General features: G+C 52.9%; 16 protein-coding genes. 10 read left to right on the forward strand and 6 right to left on the reverse strand.

Translation table 11 applies throughout. The features are described 5' to 3' along the window. Positions 1 to 113: 113 nt before the first annotated feature. From GSQ62_RS02990 to GSQ62_RS03020, 7 genes are all read left to right on the forward strand, one after another. Complete coding sequence (locus tag GSQ62_RS02990) at positions 114 to 788, forward strand: response regulator transcription factor (protein WP_161888130.1); 675 nt, start codon at positions 114 to 116, stop codon at positions 786 to 788. Continuing rightward, on the forward strand, positions 788 to 2,062 hold the full coding sequence (locus tag GSQ62_RS02995) for a sensor histidine kinase (RefSeq protein WP_161888131.1): 1,275 nt from the start codon (positions 788 to 790) through the stop codon (positions 2,060 to 2,062). The genes GSQ62_RS02990 and GSQ62_RS02995 overlap by 1 nt, the downstream gene beginning before the upstream one ends. A 67-nt stretch (positions 2,063 to 2,129) precedes the next feature. Next, positions 2,130 to 3,404: an SdiA-regulated domain-containing protein gene (locus GSQ62_RS03000; RefSeq protein WP_161888132.1), complete on the forward strand. Its 1,275-nt coding sequence runs from the start codon at positions 2,130 to 2,132 to the stop codon at positions 3,402 to 3,404. Positions 3,405 to 3,577: 173 nt separating this feature from the next. Beyond that, entirely contained in the window at positions 3,578 to 3,784 is a 207-nt protein-coding gene (locus GSQ62_RS03005; RefSeq protein WP_161888133.1) for a hypothetical protein, read from the forward strand. Between the two features lie 395 nt (positions 3,785 to 4,179). Then, entirely contained in the window at positions 4,180 to 4,371 is a 192-nt protein-coding gene (locus GSQ62_RS03010; protein WP_161888134.1) for a cold-shock protein, read from the forward strand. Positions 4,372 to 4,502: 131 nt separating this feature from the next. Next, positions 4,503 to 4,730 (forward strand): hypothetical protein, encoded by a 228-nt coding sequence (locus tag GSQ62_RS03015; RefSeq protein ID WP_161888135.1) that lies wholly within the window; start codon positions 4,503 to 4,505, stop codon positions 4,728 to 4,730. Between the two features lie 241 nt (positions 4,731 to 4,971). After that, a complete protein-coding gene (locus GSQ62_RS03020; protein WP_161888136.1) occupies positions 4,972 to 5,430 on the forward strand; it encodes a cold-shock protein in 459 nt (152 codons plus the stop codon). A 329-nt stretch (positions 5,431 to 5,759) separates the two neighbouring features. On the opposite strand, the gene GSQ62_RS03025 is transcribed toward GSQ62_RS03020, so the two are convergent. Beyond that, a complete protein-coding gene (locus GSQ62_RS03025) occupies positions 5,760 to 8,126 on the reverse strand; it encodes a glycoside hydrolase family 127 protein (protein WP_161888137.1) in 2,367 nt (788 codons plus the stop codon). Between the two features lie 285 nt (positions 8,127 to 8,411). On the opposite strand from GSQ62_RS03025, the gene GSQ62_RS03030 reads away from it, so the two are divergent. Together GSQ62_RS03030 and GSQ62_RS03035 are read left to right on the forward strand one after the other, a co-directional pair. Beyond that, a complete protein-coding gene (locus GSQ62_RS03030) occupies positions 8,412 to 9,395 on the forward strand; it encodes an ABC transporter ATP-binding protein (protein ID WP_161888138.1) in 984 nt (327 codons plus the stop codon). Between the two features lie 484 nt (positions 9,396 to 9,879). Continuing rightward, positions 9,880 to 11,016: a putative phage abortive infection protein gene (locus tag GSQ62_RS03035; protein ID WP_161888139.1), complete on the forward strand. Its 1,137-nt coding sequence runs from the start codon at positions 9,880 to 9,882 to the stop codon at positions 11,014 to 11,016. A gap of 351 nt (positions 11,017 to 11,367) precedes the next feature. Here GSQ62_RS03035 and gldC read toward each other — a convergent pair whose 3' ends face one another. Beyond that, positions 11,368 to 11,706 carry a gliding motility protein GldC gene (gene gldC, locus GSQ62_RS03040; protein ID WP_161888140.1) on the reverse strand — a complete coding sequence of 113 codons (339 nt, stop codon included), beginning with the start codon at positions 11,704 to 11,706 and terminating at the stop codon, positions 11,368 to 11,370. 76 nt (positions 11,707 to 11,782) lie between these two features. Between gldC and GSQ62_RS03045 the strand changes: the two genes are divergently transcribed. Continuing rightward, positions 11,783 to 12,829 (forward strand): endonuclease/exonuclease/phosphatase family protein, encoded by a 1,047-nt coding sequence (locus GSQ62_RS03045; RefSeq protein WP_161888141.1) that lies wholly within the window; start codon positions 11,783 to 11,785, stop codon positions 12,827 to 12,829. 432 nt (positions 12,830 to 13,261) lie between these two features. Here GSQ62_RS03045 and dnaN read toward each other — a convergent pair whose 3' ends face one another. From dnaN to gldA, 4 genes are all read right to left on the reverse strand, one after another. Next, positions 13,262 to 14,386, reverse strand: a complete 1,125-nt coding sequence (gene dnaN / locus GSQ62_RS03050) for a DNA polymerase III subunit beta (protein ID WP_161888142.1) — start codon at positions 14,384 to 14,386, stop codon at positions 13,262 to 13,264. A 106-nt stretch (positions 14,387 to 14,492) separates the two neighbouring features. Continuing rightward, positions 14,493 to 16,184 (reverse strand): gliding motility-associated ABC transporter substrate-binding protein GldG, encoded by a 1,692-nt coding sequence (gene gldG, locus GSQ62_RS03055; RefSeq protein WP_161888143.1) that lies wholly within the window; start codon positions 16,182 to 16,184, stop codon positions 14,493 to 14,495. Beyond that, positions 16,178 to 16,906: a gliding motility-associated ABC transporter permease subunit GldF gene (gene gldF, locus GSQ62_RS03060; RefSeq protein WP_161888144.1), complete on the reverse strand. Its 729-nt coding sequence runs from the start codon at positions 16,904 to 16,906 to the stop codon at positions 16,178 to 16,180. The genes gldG and gldF overlap by 7 nt, the downstream gene beginning before the upstream one ends. 121 nt (positions 16,907 to 17,027) lie before the next feature. Continuing rightward, positions 17,028 to 17,939 (reverse strand): gliding motility-associated ABC transporter ATP-binding subunit GldA, encoded by a 912-nt coding sequence (gene gldA / locus GSQ62_RS03065; RefSeq protein ID WP_161888145.1) that lies wholly within the window; start codon positions 17,937 to 17,939, stop codon positions 17,028 to 17,030. Between the last annotated feature and the right edge of the window lie 150 nt (positions 17,940 to 18,089).

Consider the following 18,089-nt stretch of genomic DNA (forward strand, 5'->3'; position numbering starts at 1 on the left):
GCAAGAGTTTACTTAAGCCTTAATTTATATAGGCAAAAGCATAAGCCCCCTCTCCTCACACATCAGAATTACTTCAGATTTGCCATATATCTTGCGGCTTCGTATCTGGATATATGAAAGTACTGGTAATTGAGGATGAGCAGGCGCTGAAAGAATCGATTGTGGCTTACCTGCGGCAGGAAGGCTATATATGCGAGTCGGCGGAGAGCTTTAAAGAGGCGCACCTGAAAGCGGCCGACTTCAGCTACGCCTGCGTGCTGGTAGACATCACCCTGCCCGGCGGCAGCGGCCTGGAGATTGTGCGGCAGCTGAAGGAGAACAGCCCCGACACCGGCATCATCATCATCTCGGCCAAAAACGCGCTGGACGACAAGATAACCGGACTGGAGCTGGGCGCAGACGATTACCTGACCAAGCCCTTTCACCTCTCGGAGCTGAACGCGCGCCTGAAATCCGTTATCCGGAGAAGGAATTTCAACGGGCAGAAGGTGGTGCAGGCGGGCGCCATAAAAGTGTACCCGGACGCGGCGGAGGCCACCGTGGATGACAGAAAACTGAACCTGACGAAGAAGGAATATGACCTGCTGCTGTACTTTATCTCCAACAAAAGGCGCGTGCTCACCAAAGACTCCATTGCGGAGCACCTGTGGGGCGACCACGCCGAGGCGCTCGACTCCCTCGATTTCGTGTACACCCACATCAAGAACCTGCGCCGCAAGATAATGGACGCCGGCGGCCAGGATTATATCCAAACGGTCTACGGCCTGGGCTACAAGTTCAGCTTCTGATGCGCCTGCTCACCAAAACAAGCCTCTACTACCTGCTGGTGTCGCTCTTCGTCTTTCTGGTGGGTGGCCTCAGCTTTTACAAAATCATGCAGAGCGAGATATACGACGAGGTGGACGACCAGTTATATACCGACAAGGAGAACATCTTCGAGTACATCCGGGAGCACAACCGCCTGCCAAACGTGACTTCCGGTATATCAGAGGCCATTATTGTGCGGGAGGCCGACACGGTGAACCCCACCATCGAGGACCTCGGCGACACGCTCATCTTCAGCACCTACGACCAGGAGTACGTGCCCTTCCGCCGCCTGACCTTCACCGCTTACCAGGACGGCCAGCCCTATGAGTACACCATCCTCAAATCCCTCATCGATTTTCAGGATTTGTTTGAGAGCACGATGCTGGCCATGGGCTGGATTTTGCTGTTGCTGCTGGTGGGCCTCGGGCTCGTCAACTATGTCATCAACCAGTATATATGGCGCCCCTTTTACGAGACGCTCAACACCGTGAAGCGCTACAGCCTCTCGCAGTACAGCCCCCTGCAGCTGGTGCGCAGCAGCACCACCGAGTTTCAGGAGCTGAACGAGGTGCTGCGGGGCATGACGGACAAGATCCACAGCGACTACTTTAACCTGAAGGAGTTCACTGAGAACGCCTCGCACGAGATACAGACCCCGCTGGCCATCATGAACAGCAAGCTGGAGCTCTTCATGCAGTCGGAGGACCTGACGCAGCAGCAGGCCAAGATGCTCGAGGACATGTACGCCTCCACCAGCCGGCTGTCGCGCCTGAACAAGTCGCTCATCCTGCTCACCCGCATCGAGAACCGGGAGTTCAGGGAACAGGAGCAGGTGCCTTTGCATGAACTGGTGCAGGAGCAGTTGGAGCAGTTGCAGGAGATGGTCGACATGCGGGGGCTTGCGCTGCTGCCACCGGAGCTGGAGCCGGTATATATAAGCATGAACCGGGGCCTGGCTGAGGTGCTGGTCTCCAACCTGCTGGTAAACGCCATCCGCCACAACCACGAAGGCGGCCATATACAGGTGCTGCTGCAGCAGGAAAAGCTCTGCGTGAGCAACACCGGCGAGGCGCTGCAGGGCCCGGCAGACAAGCTGTTCGGGCGCTTCATGAGCGGCGACAACGCCTCCGGCTCGCTGGGCATCGGGCTGGCGCTCGTCAAAAAGATCTGCGACCTCTACGGCCTGGCCCCCTCCTACCGCTACACCGACGGCACCCACCGCCTCTGCATTGCCTTCCCTCAAACGCAAGTGTAAACCAGCCGCTTCAGATTCTCTTCAAATTGCGAGTTTAAACTTGTACTGTATTTTAATAAACACGACAATGAAGAAGCTGATAACATATAATCTGATCATCGCGGCTACGCTGGGGATGAGCGGCTGTGAGAGCATGTGGACCGAAATGAACCTGCCGGAGGCAGTGAAATCGCGCTTCGCGGAGATGTACCCGGCGGCGGCGCAAGTGGAGTGGGACAAAGAGCAGGAGCACTACGAGGCGGAGTTTGAGATGGGCGATCGCGAGCGCTCCGCGCTGTTCAGCGAAGCCGGTAAGCTGATCAGGTACACAGAAACAATAGAGGAGCGCTATCTGCCTGGCCCGGCGCTGGAGGCCCTGCAGCAATACGCTGATTTTAAGCTCGACGAAGCGCAGCGCGTGCATCAGAACAGGAAAATACATTATGAAGTGGAGCTGGAGCGCGGAGACGAGGAGACGCTGCTGCTTTTTGATGAAGCAGGCCAGCTGCTGAGGCAGCAGACAGACGCCGAGCCGCAGACCCCTGTAAAAGTGGAGGCCTCGCTTGCCAGCCTCCCGGGCGCTGCTCCGGCCACTGCAGATCCGCTTCCGGCGCCGGAAGTCACCTGGAAACTACCGGCTGAATTGCGGGAGGTCTCCGGCATCGCCTGGCTCCGGGACGGCGTGATTGCCAGTGTGCAGGACGAAGACGGCATCATATACCTGTATGACCTGAAACAGGAAGCGGTGACAGCGGAAATAAAGTTCGCCGGGCCCGGCGACTACGAAGGCATCTCGCTGGTTGGCAACACCGCCTTCGTGCTGCGCAGCGACGGCGCTATATATGAGGTGCGCGACTTCCAGGAAGGCAAGCCAGAAGTGACCCTGTACGAGTCGGAACTGGCCTCCACGCTGGACACCGAAGGCCTGGCCTACGACAAGCAGAACGACCGCCTGCTGCTGGCCGGCAAGGGATATGACGAGAAACTTGGCGACAGCAAAGGCATCTATGCTTTTACGCTGGCTGACAAAAAGATGAACCCCAGCCCGGTTATCACCATACCGCTCGCGCAGGATAAAATCGGAAAGCCAGGCAAGAAAAAGAAATCGGATTATGATGTGCTGCAGCCCTCCTCGCTCGAAATCAGCCCGGCTACAGGGGAGATATACCTGCTGGACGCGGAGAACCACCGCCTGCTGACGATAAACCCGCAGGGGCATGTGCTCAAAACATCTGCCTTAGACAAAGACCGGCTGCGCCAGCCGGAGGGGCTCACCTTCGGAGCGGGCGGCGAGCTGTATATCTCCAGCGAAGGCAGCAAAAAAGGCAACGGTATTATCGTGAAGTTTCCGGCTGGGATATAAGGTCGCTTTTACATATAAATCCTGCGGATGCCTCCGGGCATATAATAAAGAGCGCCCCGGGATGGCCGCGCAAACCTTTTCGGAGGAGTAACACGTAGAGCATATATATAAAAATTATTACCCGGAGGAACCATCCAAACGGTATAGAACTGTATAACCTAAACACGTAAAACATGAAAAAGCTATTATTTGCAGGTGCTGTTGTTCTGAGTTCGCTTAGCCTTTACTCCTGCGGCGGCGAAAACGCAGCCACCACAGAAGATGACGGTACCGTAATAGACCGTGACACTACTGTGTCGGAGGTCGAGGTCGAGGAAACTGTAATGGATGTTGATACAACCGTAGAAACGGAAACCGACCAGATTGATGTGAATGAGTAATACTTGATATCTCTGAAGCAAACAGAGCGGGTTTTTTGTATAAGCCCGGTTCAGCATGCAGCGGGCCAGTCAAAGCTTAGAAAGCTTTCTCTGGCCCGCTGCTTTTTTAAGCCCGCCCACAGAAAAGCAAGGATTCCGGCAAGCGAAAAAAGGCTTTCACAGCTTCATTCTGTCCCGCTGTTTTATGGAAGGCTTGTGCCCGTTGCTGCGCCGCCAGGGTGCCCACAAGGCCTGATTCACTACAGGCGGCCCCCATGAGGATGGCATCTGGTTGCGTAGCGCCGTCCGCGTTAATAGTCATTTTATATGGTATTGTAAACTTATTTTCGTACATTGTAAAAATAATGAACGTATATCGCTTTTTAAATGTAGTAGGTATATAATAAAAATACAATATGAATAACGGAACAGTAAAATTTTTCAACGACCTGAAAGGGTTCGGCTTTATTAAAGAAACAGATTCAGATCAGGAGTACTTTGTACACGCATCTGGCCTGGTACACGAAATCCAGGAAAACGACAAGGTAACCTTTGATCTCCAGGAAGGAAAAAAAGGACTGAACGCGGTGAACGTAATGCGCGCTTAGTTTCGGCATAGACTATTATCAAAAAGCCTTACGTTCTGTAAGGCTTTTTTAGTTTTTTCCGGGAGAGCATAATCCCATCTCCCTGAGCATACCTACCGAGTTTTAAGTGTAACAATTTAAAAATCAAAAAGATGAACAGAAAGTATTTAGTAGACACAACAACACGGGAGTACCTCTGTGTAGCGCTGCAAAAAGGACAAGAGTGGACACCAAACAACCAGGACTCGCTGCAGAGCTTTATGGGCTCCCGCCCCAACAGGAACAGCAAAGACTTTGAGCTGCTCTCTGGCGAGTATAACGACAATTCCTTTTTTGAGAAGTGGATTCGCAACGGCACCAACTTCCTGTTCCGCTACTAAGCCAGCGCCAGGACAAGTAAAAGAACACAAGTACCAGCACTCGGGACCTTTTATATTGCCTCTAACTTGTTGCCAATAATCTGGGAGGCAGGCTGCTTCTTCGGAAAGCGCAGGTTAGCCCTGCCTGGTACTTCATCATATTAAAATTGCACCAAGACGAGGTCATTTATAGGACCGAGAAACAAAGGTGTACGTATATAATCATAACTAAACAATATAACGAACAGAGCTAAAGCTGAATATGGGTAGATCACAGGCAACTTTTGGTAAAAAAGAAAACGAAAAGAAAAGACTGCAGAAAAGAAAGGACAAAGAACAGAAGAAAGAAGAGCGCAAGGCCAATTCTGACAAAGGAAAGAGCGTAGACGAAATGCTCGCCTATGTGGATGAAAACGGAAATATCACCTCTACCCCTCCGGACCCAACGAAGAAGAAGAAGGTGATAAACCAGGAGGACATCCAGATTGGGGTTCCGAAGCAGGAGACACTGGAACCGGAAGACCCTATCAGAAACGGCACCGTGGCTTTCTTCAACGAGTCGAAAGGCTATGGCTTTATCAAAGACCACGTGACGCAGGAAAGCGTCTTCGCGCACGTGAACGGGTTGGTAGACAAAATCAAGGAGAACGACAAAGTGACCTTTGAGGTGGAGATGGGGCCAAAAGGGCCGAATGCCGTTAACGTGAGGCTGGCGAAATAAGGAGGCCATGCCTGCAGCCTTACTTTTTCGTCCTGCATTTGTCGCAGTGCTGGCACAGCTTGGTGCGTAACTTCAGCAGGCCTTTACCTGGCCCGCCTTGTTAGCCATGCAACAGGAAGTTTCCACATTGCTGCTATGGTGCAGATAAACTTAAGGCTGTACTTCAACATCTTCTTTTTGGCTGAAAGTCATGAGTGCCTTTTTCATCCTAAGAAAAACAAAGCAGCCGCCCCGAAACCGGGGCGGCTGCTTTGTTTTGGTCTTGTGGCTACATATAGCTCACCCGGCCCAACATGTCATGAGCCGGATTGCCCATATAGCCCGCCGGACTACTTTAAGAGCCGGACGCCATATATGCTGCCTGCCATGGAGCCTTCATGCGCCACAAACTTCACCTGGAGCGGCTTGTCGCTAACCCCTTTCACCAGCTCCTCCGGAAGATTGTAATCCACATCGAAGAAGGCATCCCCCTCTGAACCGTCCAGCTTCACTGTCTCAAGCAACCTGCCGTTCACATATATGTCGAAGCGGCGGTCTTTGTCGAGGCCGTAGTAGGTGATGCGGAGTTTGCGCGCCTCTTTTTTCACATCCCGCAGGTCGTAACTGAACCAGCCGCTGGCGTGGCGCCAGTGGCGGTCGCGGTGTACGCCCGACTCTGTTTTTTCTCCCTTGTAATTATGGTCCGACTCGGGTTGCTGCTCGCCCGGCGCCACCTGGTCGATGGTGTTGGCCTCCAGGGCTCGTTTTGCCTCCTCCTCTTTCGCAAGCGCTTTTTTACGGTCCTCCAGCTCACCTGGGCTTGCCACCGGCCAGTACAGCATATAGCGCGCGTCGTGTATCTTGAAGAAAGGCACCAGTTCCACATCATCGTAAACATCCGAAGCGATAAGGTCGGAGGCAGTAAAGGTCATCGGTTTGCCCGCCACGGGCTGCAACCCGGCCACCAGGTTGCTGTCGGCAGACACCAGCACAGGGGCTTCCTCTATTGGGTATAGCGGGCCGCTGGCAATGTGGCCCATGCGGCTACCGTCCGCCTGCAGCCCCTGCAGATTGGTAGTGTCCGTAACGGCGGCCAGCACGATGGGCCCGCGCACGAACGACACCCACGATGAGCCGTCCGGCAGGTACTCCGCCTTCGTCTCCATCGGCAGCGAAACGGACACCACATCGCCCGGCTTCCACTTCCGGTCTATGGTGATATAGTCGTCTGAAGCGGCTATCACTTTAACTTCCTTGTTGTTCACCAGCACCTTCAACCCTTCCTTTTTCACCCATTCCGGGCGGCGGATGTGCAGGGCGAACCGCTGGGGTTTCTTCAGGCTCAGCTTTATATCAGATGCTTCCTCAAAAGGGAACCTGGTGCGCTGCGTTACTTTAATACCTCGTTCTTTCCAGTCGAGGGTGGAGGGAATGAACAGGTTCACGATCAGGTCTTCGCCGGTGTGGGCATATATAAGTTCCCCGTACTTGCCGTGGTTTTCCAGCCCCGAGCCCACGCAGCACCAGAACCCCTCCTGCGGCTGCGAATACACCCGGTAGTGGCGCGGTCGCATCGGCGTGAAGTACACGAAGCCTCCCCGCGTGGGGTGCTGCGAAGAGAGGATATGGTTGTAGAGGCCCCGCTCGTAGTAGTCGATGTAACCGGCGCTGCCGCTCGTGAGGTAAAGCTGCTTCGAGAGCTTCAGCATGTTATACGTGTTGCAGGTCTCTGGCCCCTCCTTCGACTCCACCATCGAGGAGAAGTCGTTGGCCGGGTGAAAATGCTCCCGCACGCTGTTGCCGCCAATGGAGACGGTTCTTTCATTCACCACATTGTCCCAGAAAAGAGCGGCAGCATCAGCCCAGGCTTTGTCGCCACTCACCTCGGCCACACGCTTGTAGCCAATCACCTTCGGAATCTGCGTGTTTGCGTGTAGGCCATTCAGCGCGTCCTGCCCCGCGAGCAGCGGCTCCAGGATGGCGCGGTGCGAGAACCGGCGGGCCAGCTCGAGGTACTTCTTATCGCCGGTGATGGCGGCCACGTCGGCAAACACCTCATTCATACCGCCGTGCTCACTGCGCAGCATGTCCTGTAGTTGGGTATCAGACAGGTTGGCGGTCAGTTGCAGGCACCAATCAGAGAGTTTCACCAGCATGTCCTTCGCTTTTTCATTCCCGGCGATAAGGTAGGCATCGCGCAGACCGGCGTAGGTCTTGTGCAGGTTGTACCAGGGCACCCACTTGTCGTTCAGCGAGAAGCTTTCGGCGTCGATGTTTCCCTTGGCTATTTCCTGCCACATGGCCTCGCCACCCGGCACCCCGCCTATATAGCCGTTGCCGTTTTTCCGCTGGCAGGCCTCCAGTTGGTCCACCATATAGGTAAGCCGCCGCTGCAGCTCCCCGTTGCCGGTGGAGGCGTACATCAACGCCAGCGCCGTGAGATAGTGGCCGCCGATATGGCCGTCCAGGCCGGTGTTTTCCCAGTTGCCGTAGCTCTCTGACTTGGGCGGCAGGCCCGCCTCGCGCAGGTAGGGCGCCAGCAGCCGGTCCGGGTCCAGGGCGAGGATATACTGCATGTCCACCTGCTGGGCCTGCCGGAAAGGGCTCTCCAGCAACGTAACCGACGAAAGCGGGAAACTCTCCACTGGGCCTGCCTGGGGGAAACCAATGGCCGGAAGGAGCAACAAAAGAACAGCACTTATATAGTTTTTTCTCATCACTGTCAGACTGGATATAGTAGACGATTCTCAAAATTTCAAGGCTAAAAGATACATAATCCATTTTAAAGAAGCATCCCGCGCCAACCTGGAAATGATGCACGCGCCGCTTTGCAGGCCATCCTATATACCTCCAGAGTTTGCGTATCTTTGTCCTGTATAAGTTTTTTCCTTCCCGTTTGATTCCATCCGAAGCGAAGCGGCTTATATATGGGTTTGTTCAGAAACAGCAGGGGTTCCCCAAATGCACGATGCCGGAAGCCGCGAGGCAGGCGCTTTAATCTTATGAGTTTACTACAAGTTTCCGGTATCAGTTTGCAGGAAGAAGGCGATTTCATCCTGAAAGATATCAGCTTTACCCAGCAGGCGTTCCAGAAAATCGCTATTGCCGGGGAGACGGGTTCGGGCAAGAGTTCGCTTCTGAAAATTATTGCCGGCTATATACAGCCCAGTGCGGGGGATGTGTTTTTTGAAGGGATAAGGGTAAAAGGCCCGGCCGAGAAGCTGGTGCCGGGCCACCCCGGCATCGCGTACCTGTCGCAGCAGTTTGAGCTGCCCAAATCGTTGCGGGTAGAGCAGGTGCTCCGGTATGCGAACACCTTATCGGAAGAGGAGGCGGAGACACTGTATGACGTGTGCCGGATCAGCCATTTGCTGCCGCGGCGGACAGACCACCTCTCCGGTGGGGAGCGGCAGCGGATTGCGCTGGCCCGGCTCCTCACCGCCTCGCCCCGGCTGCTGTTGCTCGATGAGCCCTACTCCAACCTCGACATGGGCCACAAGGCGATCCTCAAATCTGTTATCCGCGACATCGGCGAGGAGCTGAACATCACCTGCACCCTTGTCTCCCACGACCCGCTGGACACGCTCTCGTGGGCCGATGAAATACTGGTGATGAAAGCCGGGCAGGTGCTGCAGCAGGGAACATCCGTGCAGATTTACCAGCAGCCCGCCAACGCCTATATAGCCGGTCTGTTTGGGAACTACAACCTGCTGAGCCCCTCTCAAGGACAGGCTTTCTCCCGCTTGCCGGGCATTGTCCTCAACGGAAAAAACATGCTTCTCCGGCCGGAGCACATCCGGCTGGTGACAGAAGAAAACCAGGGTGTTGCGGGAAAGGTGCGGCAGGTGAACTTCTTCGGCAGCTATTACGAGCTGGAAGTACTGCTCCCGGAAGCCACTATCAAGGTGAAAGCAGCCGAAAGCAAAGCCGCCAAAGGCGATACCGTTTATATAGCCGTGGCCCCTGAGAACGTGTGGTATATATAAAGTGCCCAAAAATACCTGACAACGGCGCTGCTTTCTGCTATATATCCCCAAATGTACCGGAGCATCGGGAAAGAGTGGAGTTCCTGGCTTAAGCAGCAACGCAGTAACGGCATTGCTTCGTGGGACGGGAGCCCCAGGGCTTCCTTTGCTTTTGATGCGAAGCAGGAGGACACGAAGCAGTTCTGCGTTATATATACTTTTATGGATCTGATTAGGAGCCTTGGCCGATGCTCTTTATCTTGATCAGGAGAAACCCGTATTGCGCCAAATGGTTCTAACGTAAGGGAAGCGCATCAGAATAACCAAAGAATAGGCAGTACCATGTCCACATATAATGCATATAGCAGGAGCAGTGCTCCTACTATACAAAAGTTAAACGTCACCATCTCAAGACAACTAAATGACAACATATATAATCATAAACACAATAGCGATACTTGGACTTAGTCTGACATGTTGTTATTTGCTCTACAAGCAGAAAAATTTGGGACAAAAGACCGAAGCAACAGTGACGAATGATACCTTATCAAAAATTACAAATCTTGACTGGAAAGTCAAAGCTCTCTTGGTTCTTGCATTTATACTTATGCTGATTTCATTTGTTTCTCCTTTCCTGTTTACAAGAGTAGCAGTAAATGGTGACTACGACTATACGCAAACAGGACAAATAGGAGACACCATAGGTGGACTTATGAACCCATTTATTACACTTGCTGGAGTAATCGTCACTGGACTTGCATTTTATATTCAATATAAAGCCAATCTCCAACAACGAGAATTATTTCTATTGGAGCAAGCGGAGAATAAGAACCAATTACAAGAGCAAATTAATAGTCAGAACAGACAGATACAATTACAACAATTTGAATCGCAGTTCTATGAGATGTTGAAACTGCATCGAGAAAATATAATTGAAATGAAGATTAATGGCTATGATTTTGAAGAAACCCCTACGCAATTAAAGCGATTTGAAAAGACAACAGATGGAAGAAAGCTTTTTGTTGTAATGCAGACGGAATTTGAGTGTATTCTTAGCCTTTATACAAAAGACAATAAACTGGATAAAGTGGGATTTCAGAAATGTTACCAATTATTCTTTTCCGGCTTGGATAGATATGAGAAAGCATATCCCACAGAAACTACATTTGTAGAGCTGCTTAAAATAGCAAGACGAAGGCACGAAAATCCAATCAAAGATTCTGTAACTAAAAATCAGGAAAGAAAAGAGTTTTTGCCTTACGTAAAACTGTACTTTAATTACAAGCCGTTTTCGGGTCATGCTCAAAGACTTGGTCATTATTTCAGACATTTATATTTGACTGTAAAATCCGTTGCCAACAGCTCTATTGTGACAGACTATGATGAGAGAATGAGGTATTTAAGAATACTAAGAGCACAGTTATCTAATCACGAGCAAATTTTATTGTTCTATAATTGGCTAAGTGAATATGGAAATGACTGGGAAAATGATAAACATTCTTTTTTCACAGAGTATTGCATGATTCATAATCTATGGTATGACAACTTGTTCGATGACAAATTTATTTCGGATAATGTAAACTACTTGAGGACAAAAGAAGTTGAGCTAAGGAAAGGGCTAATGTTTGAGATTGACGGATAAGATAAATGGCAAACGCATAACACGGGTTTTGCGTCAGGTGGGCTGAAGTGCGAACTTAGAGTTTTATACTTTTAACAACCTTGATAACAGTTTGAAACTTTACGCTCCGAAACCGTTACACCCAGCTTAAAAAAATTAAGCGCAATTAATAGGTAATGAACATTTTTAAGTTCTTGTTTAGAGTTAATCCTTTGCACTGCAAACTGCTCTTAAAGGAAATATGGCTAAAGTTTTTTTTGAGCAGTATTCGCTCATAAAAGCGATTATAAAAAGCTTCATTTTTGAGCCATATATCCCATAAACAGCAAAGCCGCCTGATATAGGCGGCTTTGCTGTTTTGATGGTAGCGGCTTACCCGTTCTGGCTGCGCTGCTCCTCCACGTGCTTCATCAGCTCTTCGCAGAGGTCACGCATCTTTTTGGCCATCACCTGGTCGCTGGTGGCGGTGGCGATGCTTTGGGCCATGGCACCCATGGTGTCTATGTAGAAATACTTCATTTCATCCACAGGCATGTCCTTCGTCCACAGGTCAATTTTCATGGTACCGGCCTCGTCCCGGTCCCAGAGCGAGATGTTGATGGCCTTGGCAAAATGGATTTTCTCGCCCGCGTCAGTGGCCCGCCAACTGATGGCCTCCGGCACCCGGTTATCGTCTAAGGCGATGCTCACGTATATTTCAGACTTCTTCATTTAATCAATTTTTAAACTTTATAGAATAGGAATCTCGTAATATGCGTATTCAGATATATGCGTACAAAGTTAAACGATGCAACACGGAATTAAAACCCTCTTCCTGCTTTTTACCCTGAGCACCCTGCTGGCCTGCTCTAGATTACCCACCATCTCAAGCAAAGGGCGGCTTCAAACCATCGCCTTCTACAACACCGGAAATTTTTTCGACACCACGAATGACCCGCAGACCAACGATGATGCCTACACGCCCACCGGTGCCCGGGCCTGGACAGCGGAGCGCTACCAGACCAAACTAAAGCATATAGCCCGCGTCATAAGCGGCATAGGCGGCAGCGACGGCCCTGCTGTCATTGGCCTGGGCGAGATAGAGAGCCGGCAGGTGCTGGAGGACCTCGTGAATGCTGCTCCCCTCCGCAGGGCCGGCTACGGCATCATCCACCAAGACATGCCCGACGCGCAGGGCCTGGATGTTGCGCTGCTGTACCAGCCAAAACTGTTCAAGCCTACCCAAACCGAGACATTCCGCATTGATTTTGGGGAGAAGGGTTTTGCCTCCCGCGATGTGCTGCAGGTAAAGGGCGAACTGCGGGGCGAGCCCGTCACCATTTATGTGGTCCACTGGCCCGAACCGGCAGGCAGCAAGGCAAAGAAGGCCGAGGAAAACCGGCTCCGAAAGGCAGCCACCGTGCTCCGCCAACAGATAGACAAACAACAAACTGCTGACGAAAATGTTAAAATAGTTGTGCTGGGCGATTTCGGGACAGAACCACGGACGCCGGTGATGCAGGAGGTGCTGAAAGCCACCGGCAGGCCGAACCCTTCTTACAAGGAGGAGCTCTTTAACACGCACTTCCTGCCTTACGTGAACGGGCTGGGCAGCTACGCCAACCGCAACGATTTGCAGATGCCGGACCAGATACTCATCTCCAAGGCGCTGCTGAACGGGGAGGCAGGGCTGCAGTATGTGCGGGGCTCGGCCGCCGTACACGATCCGGAGGAGATAAAGTTCCTCTTCGGCAAGTACAAAGACACCCCCATCCGCACGTACTCAGGCGACATCTATATAGGCGGCTACAGCGACCATTTCCCGGTATATATACAGGTGCGGAAGGAGCGGTAAGGGGAGCGTTAATTTGCTTCCTCCCTGTGTAAATACAGGGAGGATAGGATTACTGCTGGTCGAGGCATTAAACCTAATATACCCTCTTTCTCCTAAAAAGAAACAATGGCTTTACGTTGCAGTCATCTTGGATAGATCTTGTGTGAAGGGAGGTTAAGCAGATGCTACTTGCTCACAAGACCCCCCTAAATAAGTGCGGGATGTACCACCTTCAGGATGGCAGGGGAATGTGAAATTGTCAGAAGAACTGCAATGCCCAAAGCAATGGTAGCTGCACAAGGGATGTTATAAAGCAGATATCCCTATATAAAACAGGAGCAGCGGTCCATATAGACCGCTGCTCCTGTTTTATATAGGGTTCACAAGTATCTGGTATTTCACAATGAAAGAGGGACATGTTTATATATATGTCCCGCTCCGGCTCAGCCGTACTTAAACGTAGTTGTTCAGCATCACCGGCATCACCAGCATCAGCACGTTTTCGCTGTCCTCGCTATCGATTGGCATCAGCAGCCCGGCGCGGTTCGGGGTCGACAGCTCAAAGGTAATTTCGTCAGAGTCGATGTTGTTGAGCATTTCCATCAGGAATTTGGCGTTGAAACCAATCTCCATGTCCTCCCCCTCATACTGGCAGGTCAGGCGCTCGTTTGCCTCGTTCGAGAAATCAAGGTCCTCGGCAGACACCTGCAGCTCGGATCCGCTCAGCTTCAGGCGTATCTGGTGCGTCGTTTTATTGGAGTAAATGGCAATACGCTTCACAGAGCTCAACAGGTCCTGGCGGTCAATTACGAGCTTGTTCGGGTTCTGCACCGGTATCACATTCTCATAATCCGGGTAGCGCTCGTCAATCAGGCGGCAGATCATGCGGATGTTATCGAAGCTGAAAAAGGCATTGGACTGGTTAAACTCCATCCGCACTGTGGTCGCCTCGGAAGGAAGCGTAGACTTCAGCAGCATAAAGGCCTTGCGCGGAATAATCAGCGAGGCCTCCTGCGCGGTGCCCACGTCGGTGCGGCGGTAGCGCAGCAGGCGGTGGCCGTCCGTGGCCACAAAGGTCACGTTGTTGTTGCGCAGCTGCACGAAAATCCCCGTCATGGCCGGGCGAAGCTCATCGTTGCTCACGGCAAAAATCGTCTTGTTGATAGCCCTGCCCAGCACGTTGGAAGGAATCTCAATGGCATTGGCCCCTTGCACCACCGGCACACGCGGGAAATCGGTGGCGTTCTCGCCGGACAGCTTGTAGCGGCCGTTCGAGGAGCTGATCTCGATGGTGTAGGTCTCCTCGTCTATCGTGAAGGTCACCGGCTGGTCCGGCAGATTCTTCAGTGTCTCCAGCAGGATGCGGGCAGGCGCGGCGATGCGGCCATTCTCCTTCGCCTCCACCGGCAGCTCGGTTATCATGGATGTCTCCAGGTCGCTGGCTGTGATGGTGAGGGTGCTGTTTTTGATCTCAAACAGGAAGTTCTCGAGGATGGGCACCACCGGGTTGTTGGTGACCACGCCGTTTATGCTGGACAGCTGCTTCAGGAGAGCTGAGGAAGAGACGATGAATTTCATTATGCTACCTATAAGGTTATGCTGACAAAGTTATAAATATTTCGCATTTCTCCTACGCCTTTCGCCGCTCCTTTTTGCTGCCGGGCTGTAGCACAGGAAGATAAAGTTAAAACCGTTCGTATTTGCGCTTGCGCACATAATACCGTGCCACCCCGAACAAACCAAGCAGCACAATGGGCGCAACCAGGTTCAGGAGTTGCCAGTAGGTTTTCTCTTCCTGCACCCGCACTTTATCCAGCGGCCGCAGTTGTATCTCCTTGCTGCGCACGTTTATCAGCCCCTCCGCGTCGAGCAAGTAATGAATGGTGTTTAGGGCCAGTTCCTTGTTAGAGAACGTGATGTTGTTGTAGCGGTCGAAGCCGAGTTCGTAGGCCTGCCCCGTCCGCGGGTTCACCTCGTTCCGCACCAGGTCCCCGTCTGAGAAAACAGCGATTTTGGACTCTACGCCCTGCTCCTTCACCTGCTGGTCTTGCACGCCCTGCGGTGGCCGCCGGTTCCGGAAAAGGGAAGTGAATTTCCCCTCCAGCAGGTAGCCCACCGCCTGCGGACCCGCCTGAAACTGCTCCGGCTTCACCTCCATGCGCGCCTCCTCCAGGGTAACGGGCACGGGCGGCTCCAATATCCTGGAGTAGGGCGAGGTATATATAAGCGGCGTTTTACGGACGCCCTCCGCCTTCACAGTGTCGATGGTGCCTACAAACCTGGCGTAAACGGCGTCGAGGTTGCGGGTGATGGGGTGCTCGCTGAAATTGTTCAGGAGCGGGTAAAAGCGCCAGTTAATCATCTCCGTCTGGGGCTGGTCGCCCAGGTAGCCAGTCACCATGGGTATAAAACCGGAGTTCAGGTCCATGATGAGCGTCGGGTTCAGGCGCAGGCCGTAGCGGAAAAACAGGTCGTCGAGGTTCAGGTTGTAAGGCATCGCAAACATCCCGCCCCCACCCACGCTGTCCATGTTCACGTTCAGGGCATCCACAAAAAACACGGCCTTGCCCCCGTTCATGATAAACTGGTCGATTTTATATTTATCAGCCTCCGTAAACTGTTCGGTAGGCTTGGCCACTATGATCAGGTCGAGCCCCTCCAGCGTCGGGATTTCGGAAAGCTCGCCTCTGGCCACGCGGTAAAACTCCTGCAGCGAGCCGAGCAGGTCCGTCACCTGCTGCATCTCCAGTTCCCCCTGCCCTGTTATATAGCCTATCACCTTATCGGCCGGAAAGGCTACTTTTCGGATGGCCGTGGCCAGTTCATACTCCAGCCCCTCCACTGACTGGTTCAGGCGCTCGTCCGGCGGTGCGGCGAGGTTGCCCTTCAGCAAGTTTACGGCGGTCTCTTTGCCATTGTATTTCACCACCGCCCCCGGAAACACCAGGCGCTCCACCTGCTTGCCGTCTTCCGTCGCCTTAAGGTTGGTGGGGATGATGCCCTTCTGGGCCAGCGAGGTATAGAACTCATTGCGCTGCTTCTCGTCCGCAATCTCGTTCGGGTTGATGAAGTTGTAGCGCAGGTTGCCGCCGGAGTAGATGCGAAACTCGTCCAGCGTTTCACGCACCGACTGCTGCAGCCGCTTGAAGCCCGCCGGAAAATCTCCTGCCAGGTACACGTCCACCACCACCTCGTTCTGCAGGTTGCCCAGCAGTTGCTTGGTCACCGGGGCAATGGTATAGCGCTTATCCTCCGTCAGGTCGAGGCGGAAGAAGAAACCGGCGGCCAGCACATTCAGCAGGACAATGACCGCCACCCAAATTGTAAATTTCAGGATGTCGCTGCTGCGCTTGCTCTTGTTTTTCGCTGTTACCATTTTCTGCTCTTCAGGACAAGTTTGGTGGCCAGCACCATGATCGCGATCACGCTCAGGAAGTATAGCACATCCCGGGAATCGACAAGGCCTTTGCTGATGGCGGTATAATGGTAGGAGATGCCCAACTGACTGATCAGGTACCCGTAGCTGCCCCATATAGGAATGGAGGCAATCAGATCGAAGCCGGTATAGATAATGTAGCACAGGAACACCGCCACCACGAAGGAGATAATCTGGTTGTCGGAGATGGAAGAGGCAAACACGCCGATGGCCGCAAACACGCCGGCCAGAAATACCAGACCTATATAAGAACCTACCACGGCCGCCGAGTCGATGTTGCCCTGCGGGCTGCCCAGATCATATACGGAGTAATAGTAGAGCAGCGTGGGCACCAGCGCGAACAGCGCCAGCAGCAGTGCCGCGAAGTATTTCCCCAGTATAAGCTCTATGTCTGTCAGCGGTTTGGTCAGGAGCAGTTCGATGGTTCCTTCCCGCTTTTCCTCGGCAAAGGTGCGCATGGTGATGGCCGGAATCAGGAACAGGAACAGCCAGGGCGCCATGTTGAACAGCGTCTGCAAATCGGCAAAGCCGTATTCCAGCACGCTGCTCTCCGGAAACACCCACATGAACATGCCGATCGCCACCAGAAAAACGGTGATGACGATATAGGCAATCAGCGAATTGAGGAAACCGTTGAATTCTTTTTTTAAAATGGAGAGCATTTATTTCAAATTAAAAATTATGAATTAGAAATTAGAAATTGTCTCCATATACCCAGCCCGAATAAGAGGCGAAATCATGATTAACTTCATCCATTTCTAATTTCTAATTTTGAATTTCTAATTATTTCGTGAGTTCCTGAAATATCTTCTCGAGGGAGTTTTCCTCCTGCCGCAGCCCCACCAGCGGCCAGTTGCGCTCCGCCGCGATCCTGAAAACGTTGGAGCGGATGTCGGCCTCCTGCTCGGAGGTGACCCGGTAGGTATGGCCATGCGCCAGCGCCACGCGCAACACGCCCGGTATATGCTGCAACGCCTCCGCCTCCACCGGCTGCTCAAACTCCACCAGCGTCACTTTCTCGTGCCGGTTACCCACCTGCAGCCCCGACACATCGCTGTCGGCCACCAGTTTGCCCCGGTTGATGATCACCACGCGGTCGCAGATGGCGGCTACCTCCTGCATGATGTGGGTGGAGAAAATAACGGTTTTGTTTTGCCCGACGCGCTTGATGAGGGAGCGGATCTCCACAATCTGGTTGGGGTCGAGCCCCGTGGTAGGCTCGTCGAGGATGAGCACCGGCGGGTCGTGTACCAGCGCCTGCGCCAGCCCCACCCGCTGCCGGTAGCCTTTGGAAAGGGCGCCGATCTTCTTGCCCTGCTCCAGCGTGAGGCCGCACAACTCCACCATCTCCTGCACCCTTGCCTTTGCCTGTTTCCCCTTCAGGCCATATATGGCCGCCACAAACTGCAGGTACTCATGCACATACATATCCAGGTAAAGGGGATTGTGCTCGGGCAGGTAGCCCACGCTGCGGCGCACCGCCATCGGGTCCTGCACCACGTCGTGGCCGTTCACCAGAATAGTGCCGGCGCTTGGCGGGAGGTAGCAGGTGGCGATTTTCATGGTAGTGGACTTACCGGCGCCATTCGGGCCCAGGAAACCCAGTATCTGCCCCTGCTCCACTGAGAACGACACATCGTCCACGGCGTGCTGGGCGCCATATATCTTGGAAAGGTTCTTTACTTCAACAGCCAACGTATATATAAATTAAAATAAAGCGGCTCTTCCTATATTAATTAGCGGCATGGTTGCGGCAACCAGGCTCCCCCGGCCACGGCACCAACTTTGCGGCACTATTGCACCAAGGCCTATATACCGCTGCGATTGCTCCAACGCAAGGTAAAA

It is taken from the genome of Pontibacter russatus, assembly GCF_009931655.1.
GTDB lineage: Bacteria > Bacteroidota > Bacteroidia > Cytophagales > Hymenobacteraceae > Pontibacter > Pontibacter russatus.